General features: G+C 71.7%; 27 protein-coding genes. 20 read left to right on the top strand and 7 right to left on the bottom strand.

All coding sequences use genetic code 11. The features are described from left to right. Entirely contained in the window at positions 1–1,326 is a 1,326-nt protein-coding gene (locus ACIOMQ_RS20195; RefSeq protein WP_362208446.1) for a DUF2252 domain-containing protein, read from the bottom strand. Positions 1,327–1,537: 211 nt separating this feature from the next. Here ACIOMQ_RS20195 and dnaE point away from each other — a divergent pair, with 211 nt between their 5' ends. Then, the gene (gene dnaE / locus ACIOMQ_RS20190) at positions 1,538–5,077 is read left to right on the top strand and encodes a DNA polymerase III subunit alpha (protein WP_362208448.1); all 3,540 of its coding nucleotides are present in this window, start codon (positions 1,538–1,540) and stop codon (positions 5,075–5,077) included. 100 nt (positions 5,078–5,177) lie between these two features. Here dnaE and ACIOMQ_RS20185 read toward each other — a convergent pair whose 3' ends face one another. Beyond that, positions 5,178–5,357 carry a hypothetical protein gene (locus tag ACIOMQ_RS20185; protein ID WP_362208451.1) on the bottom strand — a complete coding sequence of 60 codons (180 nt, stop codon included), beginning with the start codon at positions 5,355–5,357 and terminating at the stop codon, positions 5,178–5,180. Between the two features lie 224 nt (positions 5,358–5,581). Between ACIOMQ_RS20185 and ACIOMQ_RS20180 the strand changes: the two genes are divergently transcribed. The 4 genes from ACIOMQ_RS20180 to ACIOMQ_RS20165 all read left to right on the top strand — a co-directional run bounded on the left by ACIOMQ_RS20180 (position 5,582) and on the right by ACIOMQ_RS20165 (position 9,727). After that, positions 5,582–6,865, top strand: coding sequence for an NYN domain-containing protein (locus ACIOMQ_RS20180; RefSeq protein WP_362208455.1), 1,284 nt, complete (start codon positions 5,582–5,584; stop codon positions 6,863–6,865). 154 nt (positions 6,866–7,019) lie between these two features. Beyond that, on the top strand, positions 7,020–7,994 hold the full coding sequence (locus ACIOMQ_RS20175) for an ABC transporter ATP-binding protein (protein WP_362208534.1): 975 nt from the start codon (positions 7,020–7,022) through the stop codon (positions 7,992–7,994). Positions 7,995–8,214: 220 nt separating this feature from the next. Then, positions 8,215–8,943 carry an ABC transporter permease gene (locus ACIOMQ_RS20170; RefSeq protein WP_402189797.1) on the top strand — a complete coding sequence of 243 codons (729 nt, stop codon included), beginning with the start codon at positions 8,215–8,217 and terminating at the stop codon, positions 8,941–8,943. A gap of 34 nt (positions 8,944–8,977) precedes the next feature. Next, positions 8,978–9,727: an ABC transporter permease gene (locus ACIOMQ_RS20165; protein WP_362208457.1), complete on the top strand. Its 750-nt coding sequence runs from the start codon at positions 8,978–8,980 to the stop codon at positions 9,725–9,727. 189 nt (positions 9,728–9,916) lie between these two features. Here the strand turns inward: ACIOMQ_RS20165 and ybaK are convergent, their stop codons facing one another. From ybaK to ACIOMQ_RS20145, 4 genes are all read right to left on the bottom strand, one after another. Next, positions 9,917–10,420: a Cys-tRNA(Pro) deacylase gene (gene ybaK / locus ACIOMQ_RS20160; protein ID WP_362208460.1), complete on the bottom strand. Its 504-nt coding sequence runs from the start codon at positions 10,418–10,420 to the stop codon at positions 9,917–9,919. A gap of 55 nt (positions 10,421–10,475) precedes the next feature. Next, positions 10,476–11,219: an LON peptidase substrate-binding domain-containing protein gene (locus ACIOMQ_RS20155; RefSeq protein ID WP_401756688.1), complete on the bottom strand. Its 744-nt coding sequence runs from the start codon at positions 11,217–11,219 to the stop codon at positions 10,476–10,478. A 5-nt stretch (positions 11,220–11,224) separates the two neighbouring features. Further along, the gene (locus ACIOMQ_RS20150) at positions 11,225–12,250 is read right to left on the bottom strand and encodes a hypothetical protein (RefSeq protein WP_401264678.1); all 1,026 of its coding nucleotides are present in this window, start codon (positions 12,248–12,250) and stop codon (positions 11,225–11,227) included. A 269-nt stretch (positions 12,251–12,519) separates the two neighbouring features. Beyond that, on the bottom strand, positions 12,520–14,121 hold the full coding sequence (locus ACIOMQ_RS20145; RefSeq protein ID WP_362208467.1) for an oxidoreductase: 1,602 nt from the start codon (positions 14,119–14,121) through the stop codon (positions 12,520–12,522). 139 nt (positions 14,122–14,260) lie between these two features. Between ACIOMQ_RS20145 and hisD the strand changes: the two genes are divergently transcribed. From hisD to ACIOMQ_RS20095, 10 genes are all read left to right on the top strand, one after another. After that, positions 14,261–15,583, top strand: a complete 1,323-nt coding sequence (gene hisD / locus ACIOMQ_RS20140; protein WP_362208470.1) for a histidinol dehydrogenase — start codon at positions 14,261–14,263, stop codon at positions 15,581–15,583. Continuing rightward, positions 15,580–16,728, top strand: a complete 1,149-nt coding sequence (locus tag ACIOMQ_RS20135) for a histidinol-phosphate transaminase (RefSeq protein ID WP_362208473.1) — start codon at positions 15,580–15,582, stop codon at positions 16,726–16,728. Before hisD ends, ACIOMQ_RS20135 begins: the two co-directional genes overlap by 4 nt. Next, positions 16,725–17,321 (top strand): imidazoleglycerol-phosphate dehydratase HisB, encoded by a 597-nt coding sequence (hisB, locus tag ACIOMQ_RS20130; RefSeq protein ID WP_072483182.1) that lies wholly within the window; start codon positions 16,725–16,727, stop codon positions 17,319–17,321. Before ACIOMQ_RS20135 ends, hisB begins: the two co-directional genes overlap by 4 nt. Next, on the top strand, positions 17,318–17,485 hold the full coding sequence (locus ACIOMQ_RS20125; protein WP_176740053.1) for a hypothetical protein: 168 nt from the start codon (positions 17,318–17,320) through the stop codon (positions 17,483–17,485). The genes hisB and ACIOMQ_RS20125 overlap by 4 nt, the downstream gene beginning before the upstream one ends. Positions 17,486–17,522: 37 nt before the next feature. Next, positions 17,523–18,167: an imidazole glycerol phosphate synthase subunit HisH gene (gene hisH, locus ACIOMQ_RS20120; protein WP_362208539.1), complete on the top strand. Its 645-nt coding sequence runs from the start codon at positions 17,523–17,525 to the stop codon at positions 18,165–18,167. Continuing rightward, positions 18,167–18,892: a bifunctional 1-(5-phosphoribosyl)-5-((5-phosphoribosylamino)methylideneamino)imidazole-4-carboxamide isomerase/phosphoribosylanthranilate isomerase PriA gene (gene priA, locus ACIOMQ_RS20115; RefSeq protein WP_362208477.1), complete on the top strand. Its 726-nt coding sequence runs from the start codon at positions 18,167–18,169 to the stop codon at positions 18,890–18,892. The genes hisH and priA overlap by 1 nt, the downstream gene beginning before the upstream one ends. Beyond that, on the top strand, positions 18,889–19,287 hold the full coding sequence (locus ACIOMQ_RS20110) for a RidA family protein (protein ID WP_362208480.1): 399 nt from the start codon (positions 18,889–18,891) through the stop codon (positions 19,285–19,287). Before priA ends, ACIOMQ_RS20110 begins: the two co-directional genes overlap by 4 nt. Next, on the top strand, positions 19,284–20,039 hold the full coding sequence (gene hisF / locus ACIOMQ_RS20105) for an imidazole glycerol phosphate synthase subunit HisF (RefSeq protein WP_362208483.1): 756 nt from the start codon (positions 19,284–19,286) through the stop codon (positions 20,037–20,039). The genes ACIOMQ_RS20110 and hisF overlap by 4 nt, the downstream gene beginning before the upstream one ends. A 207-nt stretch (positions 20,040–20,246) precedes the next feature. Then, on the top strand, positions 20,247–20,834 hold the full coding sequence (locus tag ACIOMQ_RS20100; protein ID WP_362208486.1) for a helix-turn-helix domain-containing protein: 588 nt from the start codon (positions 20,247–20,249) through the stop codon (positions 20,832–20,834). A gap of 25 nt (positions 20,835–20,859) precedes the next feature. After that, the gene (locus tag ACIOMQ_RS20095; RefSeq protein ID WP_401756690.1) at positions 20,860–22,158 is read left to right on the top strand and encodes an MFS transporter; all 1,299 of its coding nucleotides are present in this window, start codon (positions 20,860–20,862) and stop codon (positions 22,156–22,158) included. 26 nt (positions 22,159–22,184) lie between these two features. Here ACIOMQ_RS20095 and ACIOMQ_RS20090 read toward each other — a convergent pair whose 3' ends face one another. Next, positions 22,185–22,817, bottom strand: coding sequence for a TIGR03085 family metal-binding protein (locus ACIOMQ_RS20090; RefSeq protein ID WP_362208493.1), 633 nt, complete (start codon positions 22,815–22,817; stop codon positions 22,185–22,187). An 84-nt stretch (positions 22,818–22,901) separates the two neighbouring features. Between ACIOMQ_RS20090 and hisI the strand changes: the two genes are divergently transcribed. The 5 genes from hisI to ACIOMQ_RS20065 all read left to right on the top strand — a co-directional run bounded on the left by hisI (position 22,902) and on the right by ACIOMQ_RS20065 (position 26,440). Then, complete coding sequence (hisI, locus tag ACIOMQ_RS20085; RefSeq protein WP_362208495.1) at positions 22,902–23,285, top strand: phosphoribosyl-AMP cyclohydrolase; 384 nt, start codon at positions 22,902–22,904, stop codon at positions 23,283–23,285. 11 nt (positions 23,286–23,296) lie between these two features. Continuing rightward, positions 23,297–24,790, top strand: a complete 1,494-nt coding sequence (locus ACIOMQ_RS20080) for an anthranilate synthase component I (RefSeq protein ID WP_401756692.1) — start codon at positions 23,297–23,299, stop codon at positions 24,788–24,790. Positions 24,791–24,804: 14 nt separating this feature from the next. Beyond that, positions 24,805–25,464 carry a TIGR02234 family membrane protein gene (locus tag ACIOMQ_RS20075; protein WP_362208502.1) on the top strand — a complete coding sequence of 220 codons (660 nt, stop codon included), beginning with the start codon at positions 24,805–24,807 and terminating at the stop codon, positions 25,462–25,464. 128 nt (positions 25,465–25,592) lie between these two features. Then, on the top strand, positions 25,593–25,841 hold the full coding sequence (locus tag ACIOMQ_RS20070) for an HGxxPAAW family protein (RefSeq protein ID WP_362208504.1): 249 nt from the start codon (positions 25,593–25,595) through the stop codon (positions 25,839–25,841). Positions 25,842–25,921: 80 nt separating this feature from the next. After that, positions 25,922–26,440 (top strand): DUF2752 domain-containing protein, encoded by a 519-nt coding sequence (locus ACIOMQ_RS20065; RefSeq protein ID WP_402189701.1) that lies wholly within the window; start codon positions 25,922–25,924, stop codon positions 26,438–26,440. Positions 26,441–26,456 lie beyond the last annotated feature (16 nt).

Genomic DNA, 26,456 nt, shown 5'->3' with positions numbered 1-26,456 from the left:
CTACAGTCCGGGGATCCGGCCGTTGCGGAAGAGGTCCACGAAGATCTGGTGGTCGGCGCGGGTGCGGGCGCCGTAGCTGTGCGCGAAGTCCACCAGCAGACCGGCGAAGCCCTCCTCGTCCGCCGCGATCGCCGCGTCGATCGCCCGCTCCGTGGAGAACGGAACCAGCGAGTGGCCGCTCTCGTCGTCCGCTGCGGAGTGCATCGTCGCCGTCGCCCGGCCGAGGTCGGCGACGACCGCCGCGATCTCCTCCGGCTCGTCGATGTCGGACCAGTCCAGATCGACCGCGTACGGAGAGACCTCGGCGACCAGTTGCCCGGCCCCGTCCAGCTCGGTCCAGCCGAGCCACGGGTCGGCGTGCGCCTGCAGGGCGCGCTGCGAGATGACCGTGCGGTGGCCCTCGTGCTGGAAGTAGTCGCGCACGGCGGCGTCGGTGATGTGCCGGGAGACCGCGGGGGTCTGCGCCTGCTTGAGGTAGATCACCACATCGTTCTCCAGGGCATCGCTGTTGCCCTCGAGGAGGATATTGTACGAGGGCAGCCCGGCCGAACCGATGCCGATGCCGCGACGGCCGACGACATCCTTCACCCGGTAGGAGTCGGGGCGGGTCAGGCTGGACTCCGGCAGCGTCTCCAGATAGCCGTCGAAGGCGGCCAGCACCTTGTAGCGCGTCGCCGCGTCCAGATCGATCGAGCCGCCGCCCGCCGCGAACCTGCGCTCGAAGTCCCGGATCTCGGTCATCGAGTCCAGCAGCGAGAACCGGGTCAGCGACCGGGCGTCGCGCAGCGCGTCCAGCAGCGGGCCCTCCGCCGTGTCCAGTGAGAAGGGCGGCACCTCATCGTTCTTCGCGCCCGTCGCCAGTGCGTGGATCCGCTCGCGGTAGGCCGCCGCGTAGACCCGGACCAGCTCGGTGATCTGGTCGTCACCCAGCGCCTTCGCATACCCGATCAGCGCGACGGAGGCGGCGAACCGCTTGAGGTCCCAGGTGAACGGGCCGACGTACGCCTCGTCGAAGTCGTTCACATTGAAGATCAGCCGGCCGTTGGCATCCATGTACGTGCCGAAGTTCTCCGCGTGCAGATCGCCGTGGATCCACACCCGCCCGGTCCGCTCGTCCAGATACGGGCCGCCGTGCCGCTCCCGCTCCAGGTCGTTGTAGAACAGGCACGCCGTGCCCCGGTAGAAGGCGAACGCCGAGCCCGCCATCTTGCGGAACTTGACCCGGAAGGCAGCCGGATCGGCGGCCAGCAGCTCCCCGAACGCGGTGTCGAAGACCTCAAGAATCTGCTCCCCGCGCTGCGCTGCGCCGGTCTGCGCTTCCGACATCTCTGGGTGCCTCCTGGTACCTGACGTACATGACAAACAGGACGGGTTTCTCAGCCCCTCCAACGCGCGACCGTACCCGGGAGTGCCCCTCGGCCGTCACCTCGGAGACGTAGACTTCCACGCTGTCCCCCCAGTCCGCCCGCCCGTCGCCCGACCGCCGCCCCTCATCGAGGCGCTCCGCGCCGCGCCTGCACATCGGAGGCCCACCGCCGTGACCAAGCCGCCCTTCACGCACCTTCACGTCCACACCCAGTACTCGCTGCTGGACGGTGCCGCGCGGCTCAAGGACATGTTCAACGCGTGCAATGAAATGGGCATGTCCCATATCGCGATGACCGACCACGGCAACCTGCACGGCGCCTACGACTTCTTCCATTCGGCGCAGAAGGCGGGCGTGACGCCGATCATCGGGATCGAGGCGTACGTCGCCCCGGAGTCGCGCAAGCACAAGCGGAAGATCCAGTGGGGCCAGCCGCACCAGAAGCGCGACGACGTCTCGGGTTCGGGCGGTTACACCCACAAGACGATCTGGGCGTCGAACGCGACGGGGCTGCACAACCTCTTCCGGCTCTCCTCGGACGCGTACGCCGAGGGCTGGCTGCAGAAGTGGCCGCGCATGGACAAGGAGACCATCTCCCAGTGGTCCGAGGGCCTGATCGCCTCCACCGGCTGCCCCTCGGGCGAGGTGCAGACCCGGCTGCGGCTCGGCCAGTTCGACGAGGCGGTCCAGGCGGCCTCCGACTACAAGGACATCTTCGGCGAGGGCAAGTATTTCTTGGAGCTGATGGATCACGGCATCGAGATCGAGCGCCGGGTCCGTGACGGGCTCCTCGAAATCGGCAAGAAGCTGGACATCCCGCCGCTGGTGACCAACGACTCGCACTACACCTACGCGCACGAGGCCACGGCGCACGACGCGCTGCTGTGCATCCAGACGGGCAAGAACCTCTCCGACCCGGACCGCTTCCGCTTCGACGGCACCGGCTACTACCTCAAGACCACCGACGAGATGTATGCCGTCGACTCCTCCGACGCCTGGCAGGAGGGCTGCGCCAACACCCTGCTGGTCGCGCAGCAGATCGACACCGCCGGCATGTTCGAGAAGCGCGACCTGATGCCGAAGTTCGACATCCCGGACGGCTACACGGAGATCACCTGGTTCCAGGAAGAGGTCCGCGTCGGCATGAACCGGCGCTTCCCGGGCGGCGTCCCCGAGGACCGGCAGAAGCAGGTCGAGTACGAGATGGACATCATCATCCAGATGGGGTTCCCGGGGTACTTCCTGGTCGTCGCCGACTTCATCATGTGGGCGAAGAACAACGGCATCGCGGTCGGCCCCGGCCGAGGCTCCGCGGCCGGTTCGATCGTGGCGTACGCGATGGGCATCACCGACCTCGACCCGATCGAGCACGGACTGATCTTCGAGCGGTTCCTCAACCCCGAGCGCGTCTCCATGCCCGATGTCGACATCGACTTCGACGAGCGCCGGCGCGTCGAAGTGATCAGGTATGTGACGGAGAAGTACGGCGCCGACAAGGTCGCCATGATCGGCACCTACGGAAAGATCAAGGCGAAGAACGCCATCAAGGACTCCGCCCGGGTCCTCGGCTACCCGTACGCGATGGGCGACCGGCTCACCAAGGCCATGCCCGCCGACGTCCTCGGCAAGGGCATCGACCTCAACGGCATCACCGACCCCAAGCACCCGCGCTACAGCGAGGCGGGCGAGATCCGGGGGATGTACGAGAACGAGCCGGACGTCAAGAAGGTCATCGACACCGCGAAGGGCGTCGAGGGCCTGGTCCGGCAGATGGGCGTGCACGCCGCCGGCGTCATCATGTCCAGCGAACCGATCGTCGACCACGCCCCGATCTGGGTGCGGCACACCGACGGCGTCACCATCACGCAGTGGGACTACCCGCAGTGCGAGTCGCTCGGCCTGCTGAAGATGGACTTCCTGGGCCTGCGCAACCTCACCATCATGGACGACGCCGTGAAGATGGTGGAGTCCAACAAGGGCGTCAAGCTGGACCTGCTCGGCCTCCCGCTGAACGACCCCAAGACGTACGAGATGCTCTGCCGCGGTGACACGCTCGGCGTGTTCCAGTTCGACGGCGGTCCGATGCGCTCCCTGCTGCGCCAGATGCAGCCCGACAACTTCGAGGACATTTCCGCCGTCTCGGCCCTGTACCGGCCGGGCCCGATGGGCATGAACTCGCACACGAACTACGCCGAGCGCAAGAACGGCCGCCAGGAGATCACCCCGATCCACCCGGAGCTGGAGGAGCCCCTCAAGGAGGTCCTCGGCCTCACCTACGGCCTGATCGTGTACCAGGAGCAGGTGCAGAAGGCCGCCCAGATCGTCGCCGGCTACTCGCTCGGCGAGGCCGACATCCTGCGCCGCGTGATGGGCAAGAAGAAGCCCGAGGAGCTGGCGAAGAACTTCGTCCTCTTCGAGGCGGGGGCCAAGGAGAAGGGCTTCTCCGACGCCGCGATCAAGGCCCTGTGGGACGTGCTGGTCCCGTTCGCCGGATACGCGTTCAACAAGGCGCACTCCTCCGCGTACGGCCTGGTCACCTACTGGACCGCGTACCTCAAGGCGAACTACCCCGCCGAGTACATGGCGGCGCTGCTGACCTCGGTCAAGGACGACAAGGACAAGTCGGCGGTCTACCTCAACGAGTGCCGCCGCATGGGCATCAAGGTGCTGCCGCCCAATGTGAACGAGTCGCTGTCGAACTTCGCGGCGCAGGGCGACGACGTGATCCTCTTCGGCCTGACGGCCGTCCGCAACGTGGGGCAGAACGTCGTCGACTCGATCATCCGGAGCCGCAAGGCGAAGGGGAAGTACAGCAGCTTCCCCGACTTCCTGGACAAGGTCGAGGCGGTCGTCTGCAACAAGCGCACCGTCGAATCGCTGATCAAGGCCGGCGCGTTCGACGAGATGGGGCACACCCGCAAGGGCCTGGTCGCGCACCACGAACCGATGATCGACAACGTGGTGCAGGTCAAGCGCAAGGAGGCCGAGGGGCAGTTCGACCTCTTCGGCGGCATGGGCGAGGAGGAGAGCGACGAGCCGGGCTTCGGGCTCGACGTGGAGTTCTCCGACATCGAGTGGGAGAAGTCCTACCTGCTGGCCCAGGAGCGCGAGATGCTCGGGCTGTACGTCTCCGACCACCCGCTCTTCGGCCTGGAGCACGTGCTGTCCGACAAGGCCGACGCCTCGATCTCCCAGCTGACCGGGGGGGAGCACTCCGACGGCGCCATCGTCACCGTCGGCGGCATCATCTCCGGGCTCCAGCGCAAGATGACCAAGCAGGGCAACGCCTGGGCCATCGCCACCGTCGAGGACCTGGCCGGTTCCATCGAGTGCATGTTCTTCCCCGCCACGTACCAGCTGGTCTCCACCCAGCTCGTCGAGGACACCGTCGTGTTCGTCAAGGGACGCCTCGACAAGCGCGAGGACGTGCCCCGGCTCGTCGCCATGGAGATGCAGGTCCCCGACATCTCGTCGGCGGGCACCAACGCCCCCGTGGTCCTGACCATCCCCACGGTCAAGATCACGCCGCCGATGGTCAGCCGCCTCGGCGAGGTCCTCAGCAACCACCGGGGCGACACCGAGGTGCGGATCAAGCTCCAGGGCCCCCGCAAGACCACGGTGCTCCGGCTCGACCGCCACCGGGTGAAGCCCGATCCGGCGCTCTTCGGTGACCTGAAGGTGCTGCTCGGGCCGTCCTGCCTGGCCGGCTGAGCCGGTTCACGACCGGGAGATACGAGAGGGGCGCCCCCGCGGAAACGGGGGCGCCCCTCTCCTGTCTCCCGGCCTGCGGCCGGACCGGAGATCCGGCCGGTCAGTTGTGGCCGAAGCGCCGCTGGTGCTTGCGGGCAACATCGGCAGGGCTGCCCTGGGCCTGCGACTGAGGCTGTATCTGCGACTCGTACGTGTTCGACTTGGACTCCTCCGCACCGTGCTCCGGACCGGACGTGCGGGTCTGCCGGCTGCCCTGCTTGCGGTTCTTGTTCTTGGCCATGGTGTTCCTCCTGTGGGGACTCTCGGGGCCAGGACCGCGTTCAGATTCACATAGTGGTGTAAAGGGTGCATGTTGGATCATTACCGTGCGTAGCGAGGGGGTATCATGCGCCGTTTTCCTGATCCGCCACGCCGATGATCGAGTTCCGGCCGTCAACCCCTGCGCGGTCGGGCAGACTCGAAGGAAATCCTTGGCAAAGACCACACCCGAATTTCTGGAAGAGGGTGGAACGCGTGGACCGTTGCGTCGTCCTGGTGGACGCCGGCTACTTGCTGGGCGCAGCCGCGAGTCTGCTGGCCGGAGAGCCCGCCCGTTCCCGCATCACCGTCGACCACGCGGCCCTCATCCGGGGCCTGCGGGAGCTGGCAGAGACCGATACGCGGCAGCCGCTGCTGCGGATCTACTGGTTCGACGGCGCCCCCGACCGCGTACCGCAGCCCGAGCACCGCAGGCTGCGGGTGATGCCCCGGGTGACCGTCCGGCTCGGTGCCCTCACTCGCAGTGACGGACGCTGGGCGCAGAAGGGCGTCGACGCCGCGATGCACGCCGAGCTCACGGAGCTGGCCAGGAACCGGGCGTGCTCCGACGTGGTGCTGGTGACCGGCGACGGCGATCTGCTGCCCGGCCTGATGTCCGCCAAGGAACACGGCGTCGCCGTCCACCTGTGGGCCGTCCAGGCCGCCGACGGCGACTACAACCAGTCCGAGGACCTGGTCGCCGAGGCCGACGAGCGAAGGGTGCTCGACCGGGCCTGGATCACCGGGGCCGTACGGGCCAAGGAGACCGGCGGTGTCTGCGCCCCGCCGCCCGCGCCCCGGCCGGAGATCGCCGCGATCCTCGCCGCCCCGCTGCCCGAGGCGGCCCTCGCCGCGTCCGCCGAGCGGGCGCCGGAGGCCCATGAGCCGGCCGCCGCCAACGGCGCCGCCCCGCCGCCCGAGGAGAGCACCGGCGCCGACCGGCCCGGCTCCGGCGGAAAGGGCGTCCCCACCCCCAAGGACCTGGCGGGCAGCCTGCGCGGCCCCGGCACCCAGCCGGCCCAGCACCCCACCCAGCCCTCGCCCGCCAGCGCGACCCTGCGCTGGTCCTCCGACAAGGGCTGGATGGACCGCGGCGGACCGCTGGGCGAGCCCGCCGAAACCGCGTCCCTCCCGACACTGGCCCAGCTCACCAGCGCCGAGCAGCGCTGGGCGGACCGCGAGGAGGACATCACCACCGTCGGCGGCGACCCCTTCGAGGTGGGCCAGGTCTTCGCCCGCCGCTGGATGGAGCGGCTGCCGGAGACCGTTCATCTGCAGAAGCTGTCGACCATGTACCCGCGCATCCCGCACCGCATCGACGGCGAGCTGCTGCGGTACGCGGCACGGTTCGGCCTGCTCGCCCACAAGGACGACCAGATCGACGAACACGACCGCTATGCGATCCGGGCGGGATTCTGGCGGGAGATCGATGTACGGGCCGCCGCGGAACACGCCCCCGCGGCGGAGCGGACGGCCCCGTCCGCCGACTGACGGCACAGCGGGCCCGCAGGCGGGCAACCCGGTCGGCGATTGCCGCGTCCGGGCCCGACCGGCACGGCCCCGGGCGCGATCCGGGGCGTCCGACCCCGTACTCTCGTACCTCGTGAGTACGGGCACAGCACAGGCGCAGACGGCAACCGGGACCGTGTGCGCGGTGCGTGATCTGGTCAAGACCTATCCCGCCGCCCGCGGCCGCCGCGGCGCGCCCGCCACACCCGAGGTGCGCGCCACCGACGGGATCAGCCTGGAGGTGCGGCGCGGCGAGATCTTCGGTCTCCTCGGCCCCAACGGCGCCGGGAAGTCCACCCTGGTACGTCAGCTCACCGGGCTGATGCGGCCCGACTCCGGCGGCGTCACCGTGCTGGGCCACGATCTCGTACGCCACCCCGAGCGGGCCTCCCGGCTGATCGCATACCTCGGCCAGGAGTCCACCGCCCTCGACGAACTGACGGTGTCGCTCGCCGCCGAGACCACCGGACGGCTGCGCGGCCTTCCGGCCCGGGACGCGCGCGCCGAGCGCGACGCCGTACTCGGTGAACTCGGCCTCACCGAGATCGCGGGACGCCCCCTGAAGAAGCTCTCCGGCGGACAGCGGCGGCTCGCCTGCTTCGCCGCCGCGCTGGTAGGCGAGCGGCCGGTGCTGGTGCTGGACGAGCCGACGACCGGGATGGATCCCGTCGCGCGGCGCGCCGTCTGGGCCGCGGTGGACCGGCGCCGGGCCGAACACGGCACGACGGTGCTGCTCGTCACCCACAACGTCATCGAGGCAGAGACGGTCCTCGACCGGGTCGCCGTGATCGAACGCGGCCGGGTCATCGCCTGCGACACGCCGACCGGCCTCAAGGAACGTGTCGCGGGCGAGGTCCGGGTCGAGCTGGTGTGGCGCGAACGGGCGCCGCTGGACGTGCCCGAAGTCGCCGCGCTGCGCGGCTCGGCCCAGGAGTCCGGACGGCGCTGGGTGCTGCGGCTCGGCCCCGACGAGGCACGGGCGGCGGTGGCCGCCGTGACCGGCGGCGCGGCCTTCGCCGCACTCGACGACTTCACTCTGGCGACGCCCAGCCTGGAGGACGTCTATCTCGCGCTCGGCGGGGACGCGACCAAGGGGCTGGTGAAGTCATGAACGGGGCGGGCGGGGTGACCGGGACGGCCGGGGTGAGCGGGGCGGCCGGGTGCGTGTGCGCGGCCGGACAGGGAGCGAAGAGGAGCAGCGCCAGGTGACGAGCATCGTTCCCGCCCAGGCGGTGACCGGACCCGTCCGGACCGCCGAGGACGGCCGTGCCGGCCGCGAGGACGACGGCCGGCACGGGGCGGCCCCCGCGCCGCTCGCGCCGCGCGCCCGGTTGTTCCCCTCGCTCGCGGCCGTCTACCGCGCCCAGCTGTCCCGGGCCCGGGTCGCCCGTATTCCGCTGCTCTTCGTCGCGACCTTCCAGTCCGTCGGGATCATGGTGCTGATGCGCGGGGTCGTCGACGGCGGCGCCGAGGCGCGGGCCGTCGTGGCCGGGTCCAGCGTCCTCGTGGTGGCCTTCGTCGCGCTGAACCTGCTCGCCCAGTACTTCGGGCAGCTGCGGGCCGGTGGCGGGCTCGACCACTACGCGACCCTGCCGGTGCCGCCCGCCGCGGTGGTGCTCGGTGCCGCCGGGGCGTACGCCTCCTTCACCGTGCCCGGCACCATCGTCACGGCCGTGGCGGGAAGCATGCTGTTCGGGCTGCCGCTGACACATCTGTGGGTGCTCGTCGCCGTCGTCCCGCTCTCCGGGGCGGCGCTCTCCGGGCTCGGCGCGGCGCTGGGGCTGCTCGCGCCCCGGCAGGAGCTGGCCACGCTGCTCGGACAGCTGGGCATGTCGGCGGCGCTGCTGCTCGGCGTCCTGCCGGCCGACCGGCTGCCCGCGCCGATCGGCTGGGCCCGCGACCTGCTCCCCTCGACGTACGGTGTCGAGGCGCTCTCACGGTCCTTCGACGCCCGTCCCGACTGGGCGGTCGTCGCGCTGGACTGCGCGGTCTGCGCCGTTGTCGGCGTCCTCTCGCTGGCCGTGGCCACCTGGGCGTACCGCAGGGCAGCGGTCCGGTGAGGCGGGGCACAGGTACGCCTGGCACGATGGCACGGTGACCGCACCTCTGACGCCGCCTCACCAGCCCTCGTCCAACGACCCCTGGCAGACCCCGCCGACATGGGGCGGGCCCGGCGGCCCCGGTGGGCCCGGCTCCGGGTCCCTGCTGGAGTCCGAGGGGGAGAACGACCGCCGGTCGGAGCTGCGGCGGGCCGCCGTCGTCACCGTTCTCGTGACCGTCGCCGGCATCGCGCTCGGACTCCTCTGGGTGTGGCTGGCTCCGCGGGTTCCGCTGATCTCCGACAGCACGGCCGTCTTCCTCAGCGACAGCGAGGGTGAGGAGGCGATCGGCGCCGACGGCACGTTCGTGCTGCTCGCCCTGGCATTCGGCGCGCTCTCCGCGGCGCTGGTCTTCTGGTTCCAGCGGCGTGGCGGCATCGCCCTCGTGGTGGGACTCGCGCTGGGCGGGCTGCTCGGTTCGCTGGTCGCCTGGCGGCTGGGGGTGTGGCTCGGGCCGGACCAGGACGTGGTCGCGCACGCGCGGGCGGTCGGCAAGGGCGTGGTCTTCGACGCACCGCTTCAGCTGCGGGCGAAGGGGGCCGCGTTGCTGGTGTGGTCGATGGGTGCGATGGCGGTTCATCTCGGGTTGACCGCGTTGTTCGGGCCGCGGGATCCGGAGCCGGAGTGGGGGATGTTTCCCGGCTGGGCCGCGGGTGGGCCGGTGCCGGGTGCGGGGCCCGGCGCGGATGCGGGGCCGGGTGCTCCGGGAGCGGGTGCGCCGCCGGTGCCGCCGACCGGCGCTTAGGCGGGATGGGGGTTGCGGGGCGGCCGGGTGCGGGCGTCCTGGGGTGCGGGGTGGGCCGCTGCGCGGGACTCGTCCCCTGCCCGCCCTTCCTGAAACCGGGGGCTCTGCCCCCGGACCCCCGGTCCTCAAACGCCGGGCAGGCTGAAATGGGCTGAAATGCGCCCCGGCCGAGACAGCTGCGGGGCGGGCCTACCCCCGGCCGATCTCCGCGAACACCGCTCCCGTCAGCGACGCCAGGTCCCCGGGGGACAGCTCGACCTCCAGGCCGCGGCGGCCCGCCGAGACGCAGATGGTCTCGTGGGACCGTGCCGACGCGTCCAGCACCGTACGCAGCCGCTTCCGCTGGCCCAGGGGGGAGATGCCGCCCCGCACGTAACCGGTGGTGCGTTCCGCCGCCGCCGGGTCGGCCATCGCGGCTCGTTTGCCGCCCACCGCGGAGGCCAGCGCCTTGAGGTCGAGGGAGCCGGCCACCGGGACGACCGCCACGGTGAGGGCGCCGTCGACCTCCGCGACCAGGGTCTTGAAGACCCGGTCGGGGGAGACGCCCAGCGCCTCGGCCGCCTCCTCGCCGTAGGAGGCCGACGCCGGGTCGTGGTCGTAGGCGTGGACGGTGAACTCCGTGCCGGCCGCGGTCAGCGCGACCGTTGCCGGAGTGCCGCCGGACTGCTGCTGCTTCTTCGGCTTCTTCGCCACGGGGGAGGGTCCTCGGGTCGGTCGGTTGCCGGCTGCCGGCTGTCGGGCCGGTGGGTCAGTTGGGGTGGATGGGGGGACGCGTCAGGTCCGCCGCGGGCAGCGATGGCAGATGCCGGATGACGGCGGTCTCGGAACGCAGCAGCGTCAGCTCTTCGCGCAGCCGGGTCGCGGTGTCGGGTGCCTGGAGCAGTCGCTGCTTCGACGGGATGTCGAGTACCGCGGCCGCCGCGACCAGGTAGGAGACGACGGAGGGGTCGTCGGGCAGGTCCGCGCCCGTCGTCAGCGACCGTTCGCTCGCCCCGGCCAGTCGCTTCTGGTAGCTGCGGAAGGCCCGCAGGACGCCCTCGGCGAGTGCGCCCGCCTCCTCGCCGGGTTCCTCGGCCAGCTCGTCGAGTTCGGCCGTCAGATAGGGGCCGCTCGCGTCGACGGAGAGCAGCCGGGCCCGGGTGGTGCCGGTCGCGAGGACCTCGAAGCTGCCGTCCGGCCGCTCCCGGATCTTCGCCGCGTCGGCGATGCAGCCGACCCGGTGGAAGGTCTGGATCGGGTCGGGACCGAAGCCGTCCGCGGGACCGCGCTCGACGGGGGTGCTCGTCGTGTCCGGCATGCCGGTGGCCGTCGGGGCGGTCTCGTGGCCGTCGCGGATCGCGACCACGGCGAAGCGGCGGGGCTCGTCGCCGTCGGTCTTCAGCAGTTCGCGCATCATGGCGCGATAACGCTCCTCGAAGACGTTCAGCGGCAGCACGAGGCCGGGGAACAGCACCGCGTTCAGCGGGAACAGAGGCAGGCGAGCGGTGGTCACAACGGTCAAGCGTAATGGCCGCGGGCCCGGCCCCGGTCGGCCCGGCCCGGCAAAGGTGCCACACAGGCCACCCGGAGCCGTGCGTCGTTCCTCGCGTCGAGGAACCGGCCGAGCGGATCGTCGGAGACCGACGACCACGGGAACGACGCCGCGTGGGGCCCGATCCGGCCGAACTGCTCCAGCGCCTCGTCCCAGCGGCCCCGGGCGACCAGCACGAACGCCAGCAGGTTGCGGACCTCGGCGGGCCAGGGATCGCCGGGCGGGAACGAGGCGGACAGTGTGATCGCCAGATCCGCCGCCGCGTCGATCCGCTCCACCTGCACCGAGGTGGTCCGTGCGTCCGGTCCCTCGATCAGCAGGGCGAAGGCGGCCCGCAGCGGCAGCGCCTGCACCAGCGAGCCGGGCAGCGAGTCCTCGGCCGCCCGCTCGGCGAAGTCGAAGCATTCGCGGTGCGAGCCGTACCAGGCGGCGGAGAGGTACCGCAGGGCCGCGACATGGCAGCCGTAGTGGTGCGAGGAGCGCTGGATCGCCTGTTCCCACAGCGCCTCGAAGGTGGTGTGCGTGGCGTGGGTGCCGCGCGCGTGGTCGAGCGCCAGCCGCCAGGGCACCGGGTCGCGCGGATCGCTCTCGGCCGCCGCGGTGATCAGCGGCCCCAGCTCGCGCAGCTGCTCGGCCCGGACGGGCGACTCCCAGGCCCGGCGGACCGCCAGCTCCGCCTTGACGAGCAGCGCGTCCGGGTCGTGCGGCGCGGCGGCGAGCCAGCCGGTCAGCCAGCCGTCGCGGCTGCGGGCGAAGGCGACGAGCCGGCCGAGGTAGCGGTCCCGGTTCTCCCACTCGGCGCCGTCCCGGGTGGTGGCGAGGAGCTTCGCGGCCGGTTCGTACTCCCCGAGGGCGGCGGCGACGAGTGCCGGGGAGAGCCGCTCGTCGGGGGCGTCGAGCAGCACCGCGTCGTCCGCCGGCAGTCCGGCGGGCCCCAGGGGGGAGCGCCGGATCATGCCCGCGGTACGGAGCAGAGCGCGAAGGAATGACATGGTGCAGACCATTGAAAAGCGCTGGTCCGGGCGGCGCCAAGGGGGTTGCTGTGAAGCTTTGGTGCCGAGTGGATGGGTTGTACCGAGCGCGGTCAATAAAAGGTAAAGGAAAGTGGGGAATCTGGCTTGTTCCTGTTGTTCCGGCGGGCCGTGCCCGGCCCTCCCGTCGTGGCTCGGCCGGTCGTCGGCCATGGCCTCCGCGACCGCGGTGACCGCCCGGCGCCGGGCCTCCGGACGGTCACCGGAGGCCCGGCGCGGCCGGTTCCCGGTCAGCCCCGGCGCAGCAGCCGGGAGGCGCCGGCCGCGACCGTCGTGGCCAGTATCCAACCCAGCAGGACGAGCACGGCGGCCGTCCACTGCCAGCCGCCCTCCATCCGCCAGTAACCGTCCTGGCCGAGGTTGATCACCGGCACCAGCAGGTCGAGTGCGTACAGAGCGGGGTTCCAGTCCGGATGCTCGTCCTGTTTGATCGCCGCCGGGACGTGCTGGGAGAAGGCCAGCGTGCCCGCCGCCCACAGCACCGCCATCCACACCGCGGCCCGCCCCGGCCGGTAGCCGTACGCCACCGTCCAGTCCTGCAGGAAGCCCCAGAGCTTCGCGGCGGCCGGCAGCGTCTCGCGGCGCCTGCGCTGCTTGGCCAGCAGCACCTCGCGGGCGTCCGCGTCCTCCCCGCAGCTGCGCAGCACGGTCGCGAGGCGTTCGTAGGGCTCCGGCACGTACTCCGGGGTCGCCGCCGCCACCCACTCCAGGCGCCGGGAGAGCGGGAAGTGGCCGTACGGGACGAGGTTCTCGTACACGAAACCGCCCATCGCCAGACCACCGGGTCCCGGCCAGCTGGTCGACACGTCGATCAGGGTGACCACCCTCGCGCCGTTCAGCACGACCCGGCCCTCCTCCGGCCGCTCCGCGTTGAACCGCAGCTCCGGAGTGACGATCCGGCGCAGCGACAGCTCCTCGTGCCGGGCCAGCACGAACCGCGCCTTGTGCAGATCCACGGCATCGCCGAACCGCCCGTCGTCCAGGCGCACCCCGCCGCGGCACTCGAAGATCTGCGAACGCGTGCCGCGTGCCGGGGTCGGGGCCATGACGATGCCGTACGGGGGAGTGGTGCCCTGGTTCCCGGTGTCGACGCTCACCCACGCCTCGCTCATGTACAGCGTCCGCTCCACCGTCAGCTGCGGGGCGTTCAGCGCGCGCCGGCCCTCCCTGCCCCGCAGCCTGCTGCCGCGCAGGCTCAGCGAACCGCCGACCTTCGCCCCGCGCAGGCTCAGCTCGCCGTGCGCCTCGACCAGCTCCGCCTGGAGGTCCTGGGCGACCGCCAGACCGTCACCGGCCAGGGCGCGCCCGCCCCGGTCGGGGCCGATCTCGATCTGGTTGATCAGCAGATCGGTGCCGATCTGGGCGTCGGTGAGCCGGATCCCGCGCTTGACGCGGCAGCGCGGCAGATGCAGATCGCCCTCGGTGCGCAGCCGGGCCGCCTCCAGCCGGGGCATCGCGCAGCCGACGATCCGCAACGTCGTGAAATGGCATTCGGGCAGCACCACCTCGTTCTCGAAACGGCAGCCGGTCAGCTCGACGTACGGCGCGACGCGCCCGCCCGCGAGATCGAGCGTTCCGGTGATCCGTACCCCCCGGAGCTTCAGCGCCGCGACCCGGCCGGGCCGCGGCGCCGGCCCGGACAGCAGCAGCCGGGCGACGACGCGCCCGTCCACACTGCGTTCCGGTCCCCAGACGCGCGGCGCGAACGGATCGTCCCGCGCCGGGTCGCGGGCGCGCAGATCGTAGGTGCTGCCGTTCCGGAAGGCCTGCCACATGCCCAGCTCGGCCGCGCTGAGACCGTCCGGAAAATCGCCGTCGTGCGGTTCGGTCACGGGGTGCCCCTTCCGCTCGGAGCTGTTCTTCCCGCTGGGTGACGGCGTGAACGCAATTGGTCAGCGGATACCGCCGAGAGATGTATCAGCCAGTGATACGGGCGACCGGACGCCGCAGGCGGTCTGCGAGAATTGCGGTGTGATCTCTCGAATCGATCTGCGCGGCGAGGCCCTCCCCGAGGGCGGAGCCCTGCGCGACCTGCTGCCCCGTGCCGAGTTCGACGTGGAAGCCGCCCTGGAGACGGTGCGGCCCATCTGCGAGGACGTACGCCATCGCGGCTCGGCGGCAGTGATCGAGTGGGGAGAGAAATTCGACGGTGTACGGATCGAATCGATCCGCGTTCCCGCCGCGGCGATCGCCGAGGCGCTGGAGGGGCTCGATCCCGCCGTGCGGGCCGCCCTGGAGGAGTCGATCCGCCGGGCCCGCCTCGTCCACGGCGAGCAGCGCCGCACCACGCACACCACCCAGGTCGTCCCCGGCGGCACCGTCACCGAGAAGTGGGTGCCGGTCGAGCGCGTCGGGCTGTACGTACCGGGCGGACGCTCCGTCTACCCGTCGTCCGTCGTCATGAACGTCGTACCGGCCCAGGAGGCGGGCGTCGAGGGCATCGCCGTCGCGTCCCCGCCGCAGAAGGACTTCGGCGGTCTGCCGCACCCCACCATCCTCGCCGCCTGCGCCCTGCTCGGCGTCGACGAGGTGTACGCGGCCGGCGGCGCCCAGGCCGTCGCGATGTTCGCGTACGGAACGGCCGAGTGCCCTCCGGTGAACCTCGTCACCGGCCCCGGCAACATCTACGTCGCCGCCGCCAAGCGCCTCCTCAAGGGCCGGATCGGCATCGACGCCGAGGCGGGCCCCACGGAGATCGCGATCCTCGCCGACTCCACCGCCGACCCGGTCCACGTCGCCGCCGACCTGATCAGCCAGGCCGAGCACGACCCGATGGCCGCCGCGGTCCTGGTCACCGACTCCGAGGAGCTGGCCGCCGCCACCGAGGCCGAGCTGAAGCCGCAGGTCGCCGCGACCAAGCACGTCACCGACCGGATCGAGCCCGCGCTGGCCGGCCGCCAGTCCGCGATCGTGCTGGTCAATGACCTGGCGGACGGACTCAAGGTCGTCGACGCGTACGCCGCCGAACACCTGGAGATCCAGACCGCCGACGCCGCGGCCGTCGCCGACCGGGTCCGCAACGCCGGAGCGGTCTTCGTCGGCCCGTGGGCCCCGGTCTCGCTCGGCGACTACTGCGCCGGCTCCAACCACGTCCTGCCCACCGGCGGCTGCGCCTGCCACTCCTCGGGCCTGTCGGTGCAGTCATTCCTGCGCGGCATCCACATCGTCGACTACACCCGCGACGCGCTCGCCGAGGTCACCCACCACGTCGTGACCCTCGCCGAGGCGGAGGACCTCCCCGCCCACGGCGCCGCGCTCAAGGCCAGGTTCGGCTGGAAGGTTCCGCAGCAGTGACGCACAGCAACACCCCCCGCAGGGCCACCCGCATCGACGATCTGCCGATCCGCGACGAACTGCGCGGCAAGTCCCCCTACGGGGCGCCGCAGCTCGACGTACCCGTGCGGCTGAACACCAACGAGAACCCCTACCCGCTGCCCGAGGCGCTCGTCGACCGGATCGCCGAGCGCGTCCGTGAGGCCGCCCGAGACCTCAACCGCTACCCCGACCGGGACGCCGTCGAGCTCCGTACGGAACTGGCCCGCTACCTCAGCCGCACCGCCGGACACGACGTCGCCCTCGCCAACGTCTGGGCCGCCAACGGCTCCAACGAGGTGCTCCAGCAGCTGCTGCAGACCTTCGGCGGCCCCGGGCGCACCGCGATCGGCTTCGAGCCCTCGTACTCCATGCACGCCCTCATCGCCCGCGGTACCGGCACCCGCTGGATCTCCGGACCGCGCAACGAGGACTTCACCATCGACGTCGAGGCCGCCCGGAGGACCATCGCCGAGCACCGGCCCGACGTCGTCTTCATCACCTCGCCCAACAACCCCACCGGCACCGCCGTCGACGCCGGCACCGTCCTCGCGCTGTACGAGGCGGCCCAGGCGGCCGGGCCGTCGATGGTCGTCGTCGACGAGGCGTACGGCGAGTTCAGCCACCACGCCTCGCTGCTGCCGCTCATCGAGGGCCGGCCGCACATGGTGCTCTCGCGCACCATGTCCAAGGCGTTCGGCGCCGCCGGACTGCGCCTCGGCTACCTCGCCGCCGACCCGGCCGTCGTCGACGCGGTCCAGCTGGTGCGGCTGCCGTACCACCTGTCCTCCATCACGCAGGCCACTGCGCTCGCCGCCCTGGAGCACACCGATACGCTGCTCGGATACGTCGCGCAGCTCAAGAACGAGCGCGACCGGATCGTCACGGAGCTGCGCGCGCTCGGCTACGACGTCACCGACTCGGACGCCAACTTCGTCCAGTTCGGCCGCTTCGCCGACAGCCACACCGCCTGGCAGCGGATCCTCGACCGGGGCGTCCTGGTCCGGGACAACGGCGTACCGGGATGGCTGCGGGTCTCCGCGGGCACCCCGGCGGAGAACGACGCGTTCCTCGATGCGGTACGCACGCTTGCACATGAGATCGCCAAGAAGGAGCACGACGCATGAGCCCCCGCGTAGGCCGCGTGGAACGCACCACCAAGGAAACCTCGGTACTCGTCGAGATAAATCTCGACGGCACCGGCAAGGTCGATGTGTCGACCGGGGTCGGCTTCTACGACCACATGCTCGACCAGCTCGGCCGGCACGGTCTCTTCGACCTCACGGTCAAGACCGACGGCGACCTGCACATCGACTCGCACCACACCATCGAGGACACCGCCCTCGCGCTCGGCGCCGCGTTCAAGCAGGCCCTCGGCGACAAGGTCGGCATCTACCGCTTCGGCAACTGCACCGTCCCGCTGGACGAGTCGCTGGCCCAGGTCACCGTCGACCTGTCGGGCCGCCCGTACCTGGTGCACACCGAGCCCGAGAACATGGCGCCCATGATCGGCGCGTACGACACGACGATGACCCGGCACATCCTGGAGTCCTTCGTCGCCCAGGCGCAGATCGCCCTGCACGTCCACGTGCCGTACGGGCGCAACGCCCACCACATCGTGGAGTGCCAGTTCAAGGCGCTCGCCCGCGCCCTGCGCTACGCCAGCGAGCACGACCCGCGCGCTGCCGGAATCCTTCCTTCCACGAAGGGTGCGCTGTGACCGGCCTCAACACCATCCTGATCCTGGTCGGCCTCTTCCTGGCCGGCGGGGTCTACTCCTTCTCGAAGCAGAAGATGCCCAAGGGAGTCATCGTCCTGCTCGGGCTCGCTTCCGTGATGTGCCTGGTCGCAGGCGTCATGCGGATCCAGGGACTCTGGGACTGAGGTACGACTTGTGAGCGACCGGAACAAGAGCGACCAGGTGAAGAGCGGCAAGAAGAAGGTCGTCGTCTTCGACTACGGCTTCGGCAACGTCCGTTCTGCCGAGCGGGCCCTCGCCCACGTCGGCGCGGAGGTCGAGATCACCCGCGACTACGAGAGGGCGATGAACGCCGACGGGCTGCTGGTCCCCGGCGTCGGCGCCTTCTCCGCCTGCATGGAGGGGCTGAAGAAGGCCCGCGGTGAATGGATCATCGGCCGCAGGCTGGCGGGCGGCCGTCCCGTCATGGGCATCTGCGTCGGCATGCAGATCCTCTTCGAGCGCGGCATCGAGCACGGTGTGGAGTCGGAGGGGCTGGACGAATGGCCCGGCACCGTCGCCCCGCTGAAGGCCCCGATCGTCCCGCACATGGGCTGGAACACCGTGCGGTCCCCCGAGGGCTCCCAGCTCTTCGCGGGTCTCGACCCCGAGGCCCGGTTCTACTTCGTGCACTCCTACGCGGTGCACGACTGGAGCCTGGAGGTCACCAACGCCAAGATCCGCGCGCCCCGGGTCACCTGGGCCACCCACGGCGAGCCGTTCGTCGCGGCCGTGGAGAACGGCGCCCTGTGGGCCACCCAGTTCCACCCCGAGAAGTCCGGCGATGCCGGCGCCCAGCTGCTGACCAACTGGATTGAGACGCTGTAATGCCGAAGCTTGAACTCCTTCCCGCCGTCGACGTCCGCGACGGCCAGGCCGTCCGCCTCGTCCACGGCGAGTCCGGCTCCGAGACCTCCTACGGTGACCCCCTGCAGGCCGCCCTCGCCTGGCAGCAGGCGGGCGCCGAATGGCTGCACCTCGTCGACCTGGACGCCGCGTTCGGCACCGGCGACAACCGGGAGCGGATCGCCGAGGTCGCCCGCTCCATGGACATCAAGGTCGAGCTCTCCGGCGGCATCCGCGACGACGCCTCGCTCGCCGCGGCCCTCGCCACCGGCTGCACCCGGGTCAACCTCGGCACCGCCGCCCTGGAGAGCCCGGAGTGGGTAGCCAAGGTCATCGCCGAACACGGTGACCAGATCGCCGTCGGCCTCGACGTCCGCGGCACGACGCTGCGCGGCCGCGGCTGGACCCGCGACGGCGGCGACCTCTACGAGACGCTCGCCCGTCTCGACTCCGAGGGCTGCGCCCGCTACGTCGTCACCGACATCGCCAAGGACGGCACGCTCCAGGGCCCCAACCTGGAACTCCTGAAGAACGTCTGCGCCGCCACCGACAAGCCCGTCGTCGCCTCCGGCGGTGTCTCCTCGCTGGACGACCTGCGGGCCATCGCCGCGCTCGTCCCGGACGGCGTCGAGGGCGCGATCGTCGGCAAGGCGCTGTACGCGAAGGCGTTCACCCTCGAAGAGGCGCTGCGGGTGGTCTCCGGATGACCGGCTCCGTCAACCGCATCTCCTCCGACGCCCCCTGGGAGGAGAAGTTCGGCTACTCCCGCGCGGTGCAGCTGCCGAACGGCCTCGTCCTGGTCGCCGGCTGCACGTCGGTGGAGAACGGGCAGATCTCCGCGGGCGGCCCGTACGAGCAGACCGTCACCGCCTTCAAGGTTGCCTTCGACGCGCTGAAGCAGGCCGGACTGGGCCGCGAGGACGTCGTCCGCACCCGGATGTACCTCACGCACGCCCGGGACGTGGACGAGGTCGGCCGCGCCCACAAGGAGCTCTTCGACGACGTCCGCCCCGCCGCGTCGATGATCATCGTGTCCGGTTTCGTGGACCCGAGCCTGGTCGTCGAGGTCGAGGTCGAGGCCTACCGGGCAGGTGCGCGGTGACTCTCGCGGTACGCGTCATCCCGTGCCTGGACGTCGACAACGGCCGGGTCGTCAAGGGCGTCAACTTCCAGAACCTGCGCGACGCGGGCGACCCCGTCGAGATGGCGAAGCTGTACGACGCCGAGGGTGCCGACGAGCTGACCTTCCTCGACATCACCGCGTCCAGCGGCGACCGCGAGACCACCTACGACGTGGTGCGCCGCACCGCCGAGCAGGTCTTCATCCCGCTCACGGTCGGCGGCGGCGTCCGCACCGCCGACGATGTCGACAAGCTGCTGCGGGCCGGCGCCGACAAGGTCGGCGTCAACACCGCGGCCATCGCCCGCCCCGACCTCCTCCGGGAGATCGCCGAGCGCTTCGGCCGCCAGGTCCTGGTGCTCTCCGTGGACGCCCGGCGCACGCCCGCGGGCACCTTCGAGGTCACCACGCACGGCGGCCGCAAGGGCACCGGCATCGACGCCGTCGAGTGGGCGCACCGGGCCGCCGAGCTGGGCGCGGGCGAGATCCTGCTCAACTCGATGGACGCCGACGGCACGAAGGACGGCTACGACACCGAGATGATCACGGCGGTACGGGAGCACGTGACCGTCCCCGTCATCGCCTCCGGCGGCGCGGGCCGGCTCGCGGACTTCGCTCCGGCCATCGCGGCGGGGGCCGACGCGGTGCTCGCCGCGTCCGTCTTCCACTTCGGCGACCTGCGGATCTCCGAGGTCAAGGGCGCGCTCAGGGAGGCCGGACACCCGGTCCGCTGACCCACAGCGCCCAAGCGCTCATCGATCGCCGGGCGGAGCCGATTTTTCGGCTCCGCCCGGCGATCGGCGTTTCGAGGGCCAGCCGTTCCCTCTCTCTTCCCTCCGGTCTCTCTTCCCTCCGGCCGCCGGGCACCGCAGCCGAATCCTGCAACTTTTATTGCGCAACAAAGCTTGCGCAAGTTTTCTTTTCTATCTACGGTGAGGGGCATGGCAAGCAACGAACCGCGCCGGATCTCGGACCTGGAGACCCTCAAGGCGTTCGGACACCCCCTGCGAATGAAGCTCTACCGGGCGCTCTACATCTCCCGGAAGGCCACCGCCTCCCAGCTCGCCGAGCAGGTCGACGAGGCGGTCTCACTGGTCAGCTACCACCTGCGCAAACTCGCCGACCACGGCCTGATCGAGGAGGCCGAGCAGCAGGGCAAGGACGGCCGCGAGCGCTGGTGGCAGCCCGCCTCGAAGGGGGTGAACTTCCACACCGAGGACTTCAGTGACGCGCCCGAGAAGGCCGCCACGCACGCCGCTGTCGGCCGGCTCTCGTTCGACCAGCACGTCGAGCTGTACCGCCGCTACATCGACTCGGCCCCGAGCTGGCCACAGGAGTGGCGCAGCGCCGCCTCCGGCTCCGAGTACCTGGCCCGGCTCACCTCCGAGGAGCTCGCCGCGCTCAGCCGTGAGGTGCACCAGCTGATCAACCGGTACGAGGACCTCGGCCGCGCCCGGGACGAGGCAGGAGACACGGAAGGGCGCGAGAACGTCGCCCTGCACCTGTACGCATTCCCGTTCCGCACCTGACCCGGCGCCCCGAGAGGACACCCTCATGACCGAGACCGAGACCGAGACCGAGACCGAGACCGGAACCGGAACCGGCAGCGACACCGGAACCGGCACGACCGCGAAAGCTCCCGAACGCCCCGCCCACCGCGACGGCAACATCCTGCGCTGGCTCGGTGCCTACACCGCGTCGATGATCGGCGACAGCGTCTACTACATGGCGCTCGCCTGGGCCGCCGCCCGCACCGGCAGCGCCTCCCAGACCGGGCTCGTGCTCGCCGTCGGCTCCATACCCCGAGCCCTGCTGATGCTCGGCGGGGGAGTGCTCGCCGACCGGATCGGACCGCGCCGCGTCGTCATCGGCAGCGACGCCGCCCGCTGCCTGGTCGTCCTGGGCCTGGCGGGCGCGCTGCTGCTCACCTCGCCCGCCGTCTGGATGCTGATCGCCGTCGCGCTCGTCTTCGGCGTGGTCGACGCCCTCTTCCTGCCCGCCGTCGGCGCCCTGCCGCCCCGGATCACCGCCGCCGGGCAGCTGGCCCGCGTGCAGGGGCTGCGCGGACTCGCCGCCCGCACCGCCAATGTCGTCGGAGCCCCGCTCGGCGGCGTCGCGGTGGCCGTCGGCGGCCCGGCGCTCGCGTTCGCCGCGGCCGGGGCGCTCTTCGCCGTATCGCTGCCGCTGCTCCTGTCCCTGCGGATCAGCCCGCTGCCCGCCCGGGAGAGCGCCGAACCGTCCGGCAGCGCCTGGCGTGAACTGGCCGACGGGCTGCGCCACATCCGCCGCCACCCGGTGCTCGGGCCGCTGATGCTCGTCACCGCCGTCGGCGAGCTGGGCTTCACCGGGCCGCTCAACCTCGGCCTGATCCTGCTCGCGGGGGAGCGCGGCTGGGGGGCGTCCGGCATGGGCTGGGTCGTCGCCGGGTTCGGCATCGGTGCCGGTGCGTCGGCCCTGCTGCTCGCCGTGCGCGGCCGGGTGCCGCGGGCCGGCCTGGTGATGTGCCTGATGGTGCTGATCAGCGCGGTCGCCATCGCGGCCCTGGCCTACGCGCCCTCGGTGGGCCTCGCCGTCGCCGTCGCCGTCTGCATCGGGCTCTTCGCCGGACTCGGCGGCTCCCTGTGCGGCGCCCTGACCCAGACCACCGCCGAACCCGCCTACCTGGGCCGGGTCACCTCCGTCTCGACGCTCTTCACCCACGCGATCGCCCCGCTCAGCTATCCGGTCACGGGAGCCGCCGTCGCCGCCTGGGGGACGGGCCCGGTCTTCGTCACCAGCGCAGCGGTGTGCGCGGCGGGGGCGACGGCCGGTCTGTTCTTCACCCGGCTGCGCCGCGCGGAACTCCCCCGCTGACCCGGGGAGTGCGCGCGGCCGGCCCCCTACATGCCCAGCTCCGCCGTATGCAGCCGGGCCACCGCCTCCTTGTCGCCGTCGAGGCCCACCGCCGCCGCGTCCTGCCGCCCGAACACGAAGAGCAGCAGCTCGCCCGGCTCGCCGGTGACCGTCACCACCGGGGTGCCCTTGTGCGCCACCACCGTCTGGCCGTCCGGGCGGCGCAGCACCAGCCCCACCGGGGACTTGCGGCCCAGCAGCCGGGCCGTCCTCTCGGCGCGCGACCACAGCACATCGGCGAAGACCGGGTCCAGCTCGCGCCGCGACCAGTCCGGCTGGGCCCGGCGCACATCCTCCGCGTGGACGTAGAACTCGACGGTGTTGGCGGCCTCGTCGATCTGCTTGAGGCCGAACGGGGACATCCGCGGCGGCCCGGTACGGATCAGCTGGATCAGCTCCTCGTACGGCTTCGCCGTGTACTCCGCCTGCACCCGTTCGAGGCGGTTCTTGAGCACCCCCAGCACGGCCCCTCCCGCCGCGTCCGGCCGGCGCTCGCGGACCACCACATGGGCCGCCAGGTCCCGGGTGGTCCAGCCGTGGCACAGGGTCGGGGCCTCCGGGCCCGCCGCCTCCAACAGGTCGGCGAGCAGAAGTCGTTCGCGCTTCGCATGGGTCGACATGGTCGCCAGCGTACGACCGCCGCACGCGGTCCGCCCAGTGGACGCCGTACCGGACCGCTGCCCCGCCCACGGCACAATGGGCGCATGACCAGCGCGCCCACGTCCAGCACCCCGCCGCCGTCCGGCAACCTCGACCCGGCCATCGCCGCCCGCCTCAAGCGCGGCGCCGACGGCCTCGTCCCGGCGATCGCCCAGCAGTACGACACCGGCGAGGTACTGATGCTCGGCTGGATGGACGACGAGGCACTGCACCGCACCCTCACCACCGGCCGCTGCACCTACTGGTCCCGCAGCCGTCAGGAATACTGGGTCAAGGGCGACACCTCGGGCCACATCCAGCAGGTCAAGTCCGTCGCCCTCGACTGCGACGCCGACACCGTTCTCGTCAAGGTCGACCAGACGGGGGCCGCCTGCCACACCGGCGACCGCACCTGCTTCGACGCCGACGTCCTCCCGCTCGCCCAGTAGGGTCAGCCGCCATGGATCTCGACACCTTCCGCAAGCTGGCCGTCGACCGGCGCGTCATCCCCGTCAGCCGCCGGCTCCTCGCCGACGGCGACACCCCGGTCGGGCTCTACCGCAAACTCGCGGGCGAGCGCACCGGGACCTTCCTCCTCGAATCCGCGGAGAACGGCCGCACCTGGTCGCGCTACTCCTTCATCGGGGTACGCAGCGCCGCCACCCTCACCACGCGCGACGGGCAGGCGCACTGGCTGGGCACCCCGCCCGTCGGCGTCCCCGTCGACGGCGACCCGCTGCGGGCCCTGCGCGCCACCATCGAGACCCTGCACACCCCGCACGACCTGGTCGTCGACGACGGACTGCCCCCGTTCACCGGCGGCATGGTCGGCTACCTGGGCTACGACATCGTGCGCCGCCTGGAGAAGATCGGCGACAGCGTGGAGGACGACCTCCACCTCCCCGAGCTGACCATGCTGCTCACCTCGGACCTGGCCGTACTCGACCACTGGGACGGCAGCGTCCTGCTGATCGCCAACGCGATCAACCACAACGACCTCGCGACCGGCGTCGACGAGGCGTACACGGACGCCGTCGCCCGTCTCGACGCCATGGAGCGGGACCTCTCGCGCCCGGTCGAGAACGCCCCCGCCGTCCTCCCGCCGTCCGAGCTCCCCCCGTACAGCGCGCTGTGGGGCGGCGAGGCGTACCAGGACGCCGTCGAGGACGTGAAAGAACGCATCAGGGCCGGCGAAGCCTTCCAGGTCGTCCCCTCCCAGCGCTTCGAGACCCCGTGCACGGCAAGCGCGCTGGACGTCTACCGGGTGCTGCGCGCCACCAACCCGTCGCCGTACATGTACCTCTTCCGCTTCGACGGCTTCGACGTCGCCGGCTCCAGTCCGGAAGCCCTCGTCAAGGTCGAGGACGGGCGCGCCATGGTCCACCCGATCGCCGGGACCAGGCACCGCGGAGCCACCCCGCAGGAGGACCAGGCCCTCGCCGAGGAACTCCTCGCCGACCCCAAGGAACGCGCCGAGCACCTGATGCTCGTGGACCTCGGCCGCAACGACCTGGGACGGGTCTGCGAACCCGGCACCGTCGAGGTCGTCGACTTCATGTCGATCGAGCGGTACTCGCACGTGATGCACATCGTCTCCACCGTCACCGGCCGCGTTGCCGAGGGCCGCACCGCCTTCGACGTCCTCACCGCGTGCTTCCCCGCGGGCACGCTCTCCGGCGCCCCCAAACCCCGTGCGATGCAGATCATCGAGGAGCTCGAACCGACCCGCCGCGGGCTGTACGGAGGCTGCGTCGGCTACCTCGACTTCGCCGGGGACTCCGACACCGCCATCGCGATCCGCACCGCCCTGCTCCGCGACGGCACGGCGTACGTCCAGGCCGGAGCGGGTGTCGTCGCCGACTCCGATCCGGTGGCCGAGGACACCGAGTGCCGCAACAAGGCCGCGGCCGTGCTCCGGGCGGTGCATACGGCCAACCGGCTCCGCGGAGCGTGAGGCGGTAAGGGATAGTGGGGTACGTGAGTGCTGTCCCCGTACCCCAGCCCCGTGCCCGAGCGGCAACCGCGTCCGACGCCGCGGGAAGCCGCCGCAGTCTGGCCGCCGGCCTGCTCCTCGGGGCGGCCGGTGCCACCGTCGTCCTCCTTGCCTCCGGCCAGACGTGGGCCGAGGGCCGGGCGGCCGTCGGTGGCGGCTCCCTGCCGCTGACCGCCGACGGCCAGGACGTCACCGGCCTCCCGGCCGCCCTCGCCATCGTCGGCCTGGCCGCCCTCGTCGCCGTCTTCGCCGTCCGCAGCGGCGGGCGGCTGATCGTCGCGGGGCTCCTCGCCCTCAGTGGCCTCGGCGCCGGACTGAGCGCCTACCTCGGCGCCTCCGACAGCACGGCGCTCGACGAGAAGGCCGCCCGGACCACCGGCGACGCCTCGGCGACCATCGAGGCCCTCAGCCACACCGCGTGGCCCTACGTCACCGCGGCCGGCGGCCTGCTGATCCTCCTCGCCGGACTGCTCGCCCTGCGGTACGGGAAGCTCTGGCCGACCATGTCGGGGCGGTACGAACGGGACGGCACCCCCCGCCCCCGCAAGGCCGCCCGGACCGCCCCGGACCCGGACCGGCCCGAGGACCTGTGGAAGGCCCTGGACCGCGGCGAGGACCCGACGCACGAGGCATGACCCCCGAGCTCACGTCCTACCCGCACGTACGGGACAATGAAGCCGAGCTTTCTGCACAGCGGCACCAACAGCGGCACCAGCTTTGCGTACAGCGATACCAACAGCGCATCACCAACAAGGAGCAACTCATGGCGGGCAGCAGCCACGGACACACCCCGGCCGCCTGGACCGGTGTCATCATCTCCTTCATCGGCTTCTGCGTCGCAGGCGTCTTCATGGTCGCGGCCAACCCGATCGGCTTCTGGGCCGGTATCGCCGTCATCTTCCTCGGCGGGATCGTCGGCCTCGCGATGAAGGCCGCGGGTCTCGGCATGCCGAAGGAATCGGAGGAGATGGCCCGTGCCAGGGCCGCTGCCGCGCAGGCCCAGATCTCCTGACGCACGCGGTACCCCGTACGCATGCGAGGCGCAGCCCGGTCCGGGCTGCGCCTTTCCGCGTCAGCGGGGACAATCACCGGGTGGACGCAACGCCTACTCCAGCCGCCGCATCGCCCGCGCCGGGCTGCCCGCCCGCCCCCGGCCCCCCGCCGACGCCCGGCCGTCCGTACCCGCCGGTCTTCCCGCCGGCTCCCGTCCCCGCCTCGCGCGTCCGGCGGCTCGCCATCCCGGTGGGCGTCATGGCCGCCGTCGTCGGCGCCTTCGGCTACGTGGGCTCCGTCGACCCCAACGAACCGGGCCACTACCCGGTCTGCCCGCTGCTCCGGTTCACCGGCCTGTACTGTCCGGGCTGCGGCGGGCTGCGCAGTGCGCACGCCGTCGCGCACGGCGACATCGCCGCCGCCCTCGGCTCCAACGCGCTCGCCGTCGCCGGCTACGGGATCTTCGCCGTCCTCTGGGTGGTCTGGATGGCCCGCGCCGCCCGGGGAAGACCCATGAGCATGGCCGCGAAGCCCGCCGTCTGGTGGGGGATCGGCGCGGTGCTGCTGGTCTTCTCGGTCGTCCGGAATCTGCCGTTCGGCTCGGCGTTGGCGCCTTGAATGCCCAGGTAGTGGG

The sequence above is a fragment of the Streptomyces sp. NPDC087845 genome, from assembly GCF_044742755.1.
Lineage (GTDB): Bacteria > Actinomycetota > Actinomycetes > Streptomycetales > Streptomycetaceae > Streptomyces.
Note: the sequence above shows the minus strand (reverse complement) of the source record. Positions and strands in the feature narration are given on the sequence as shown.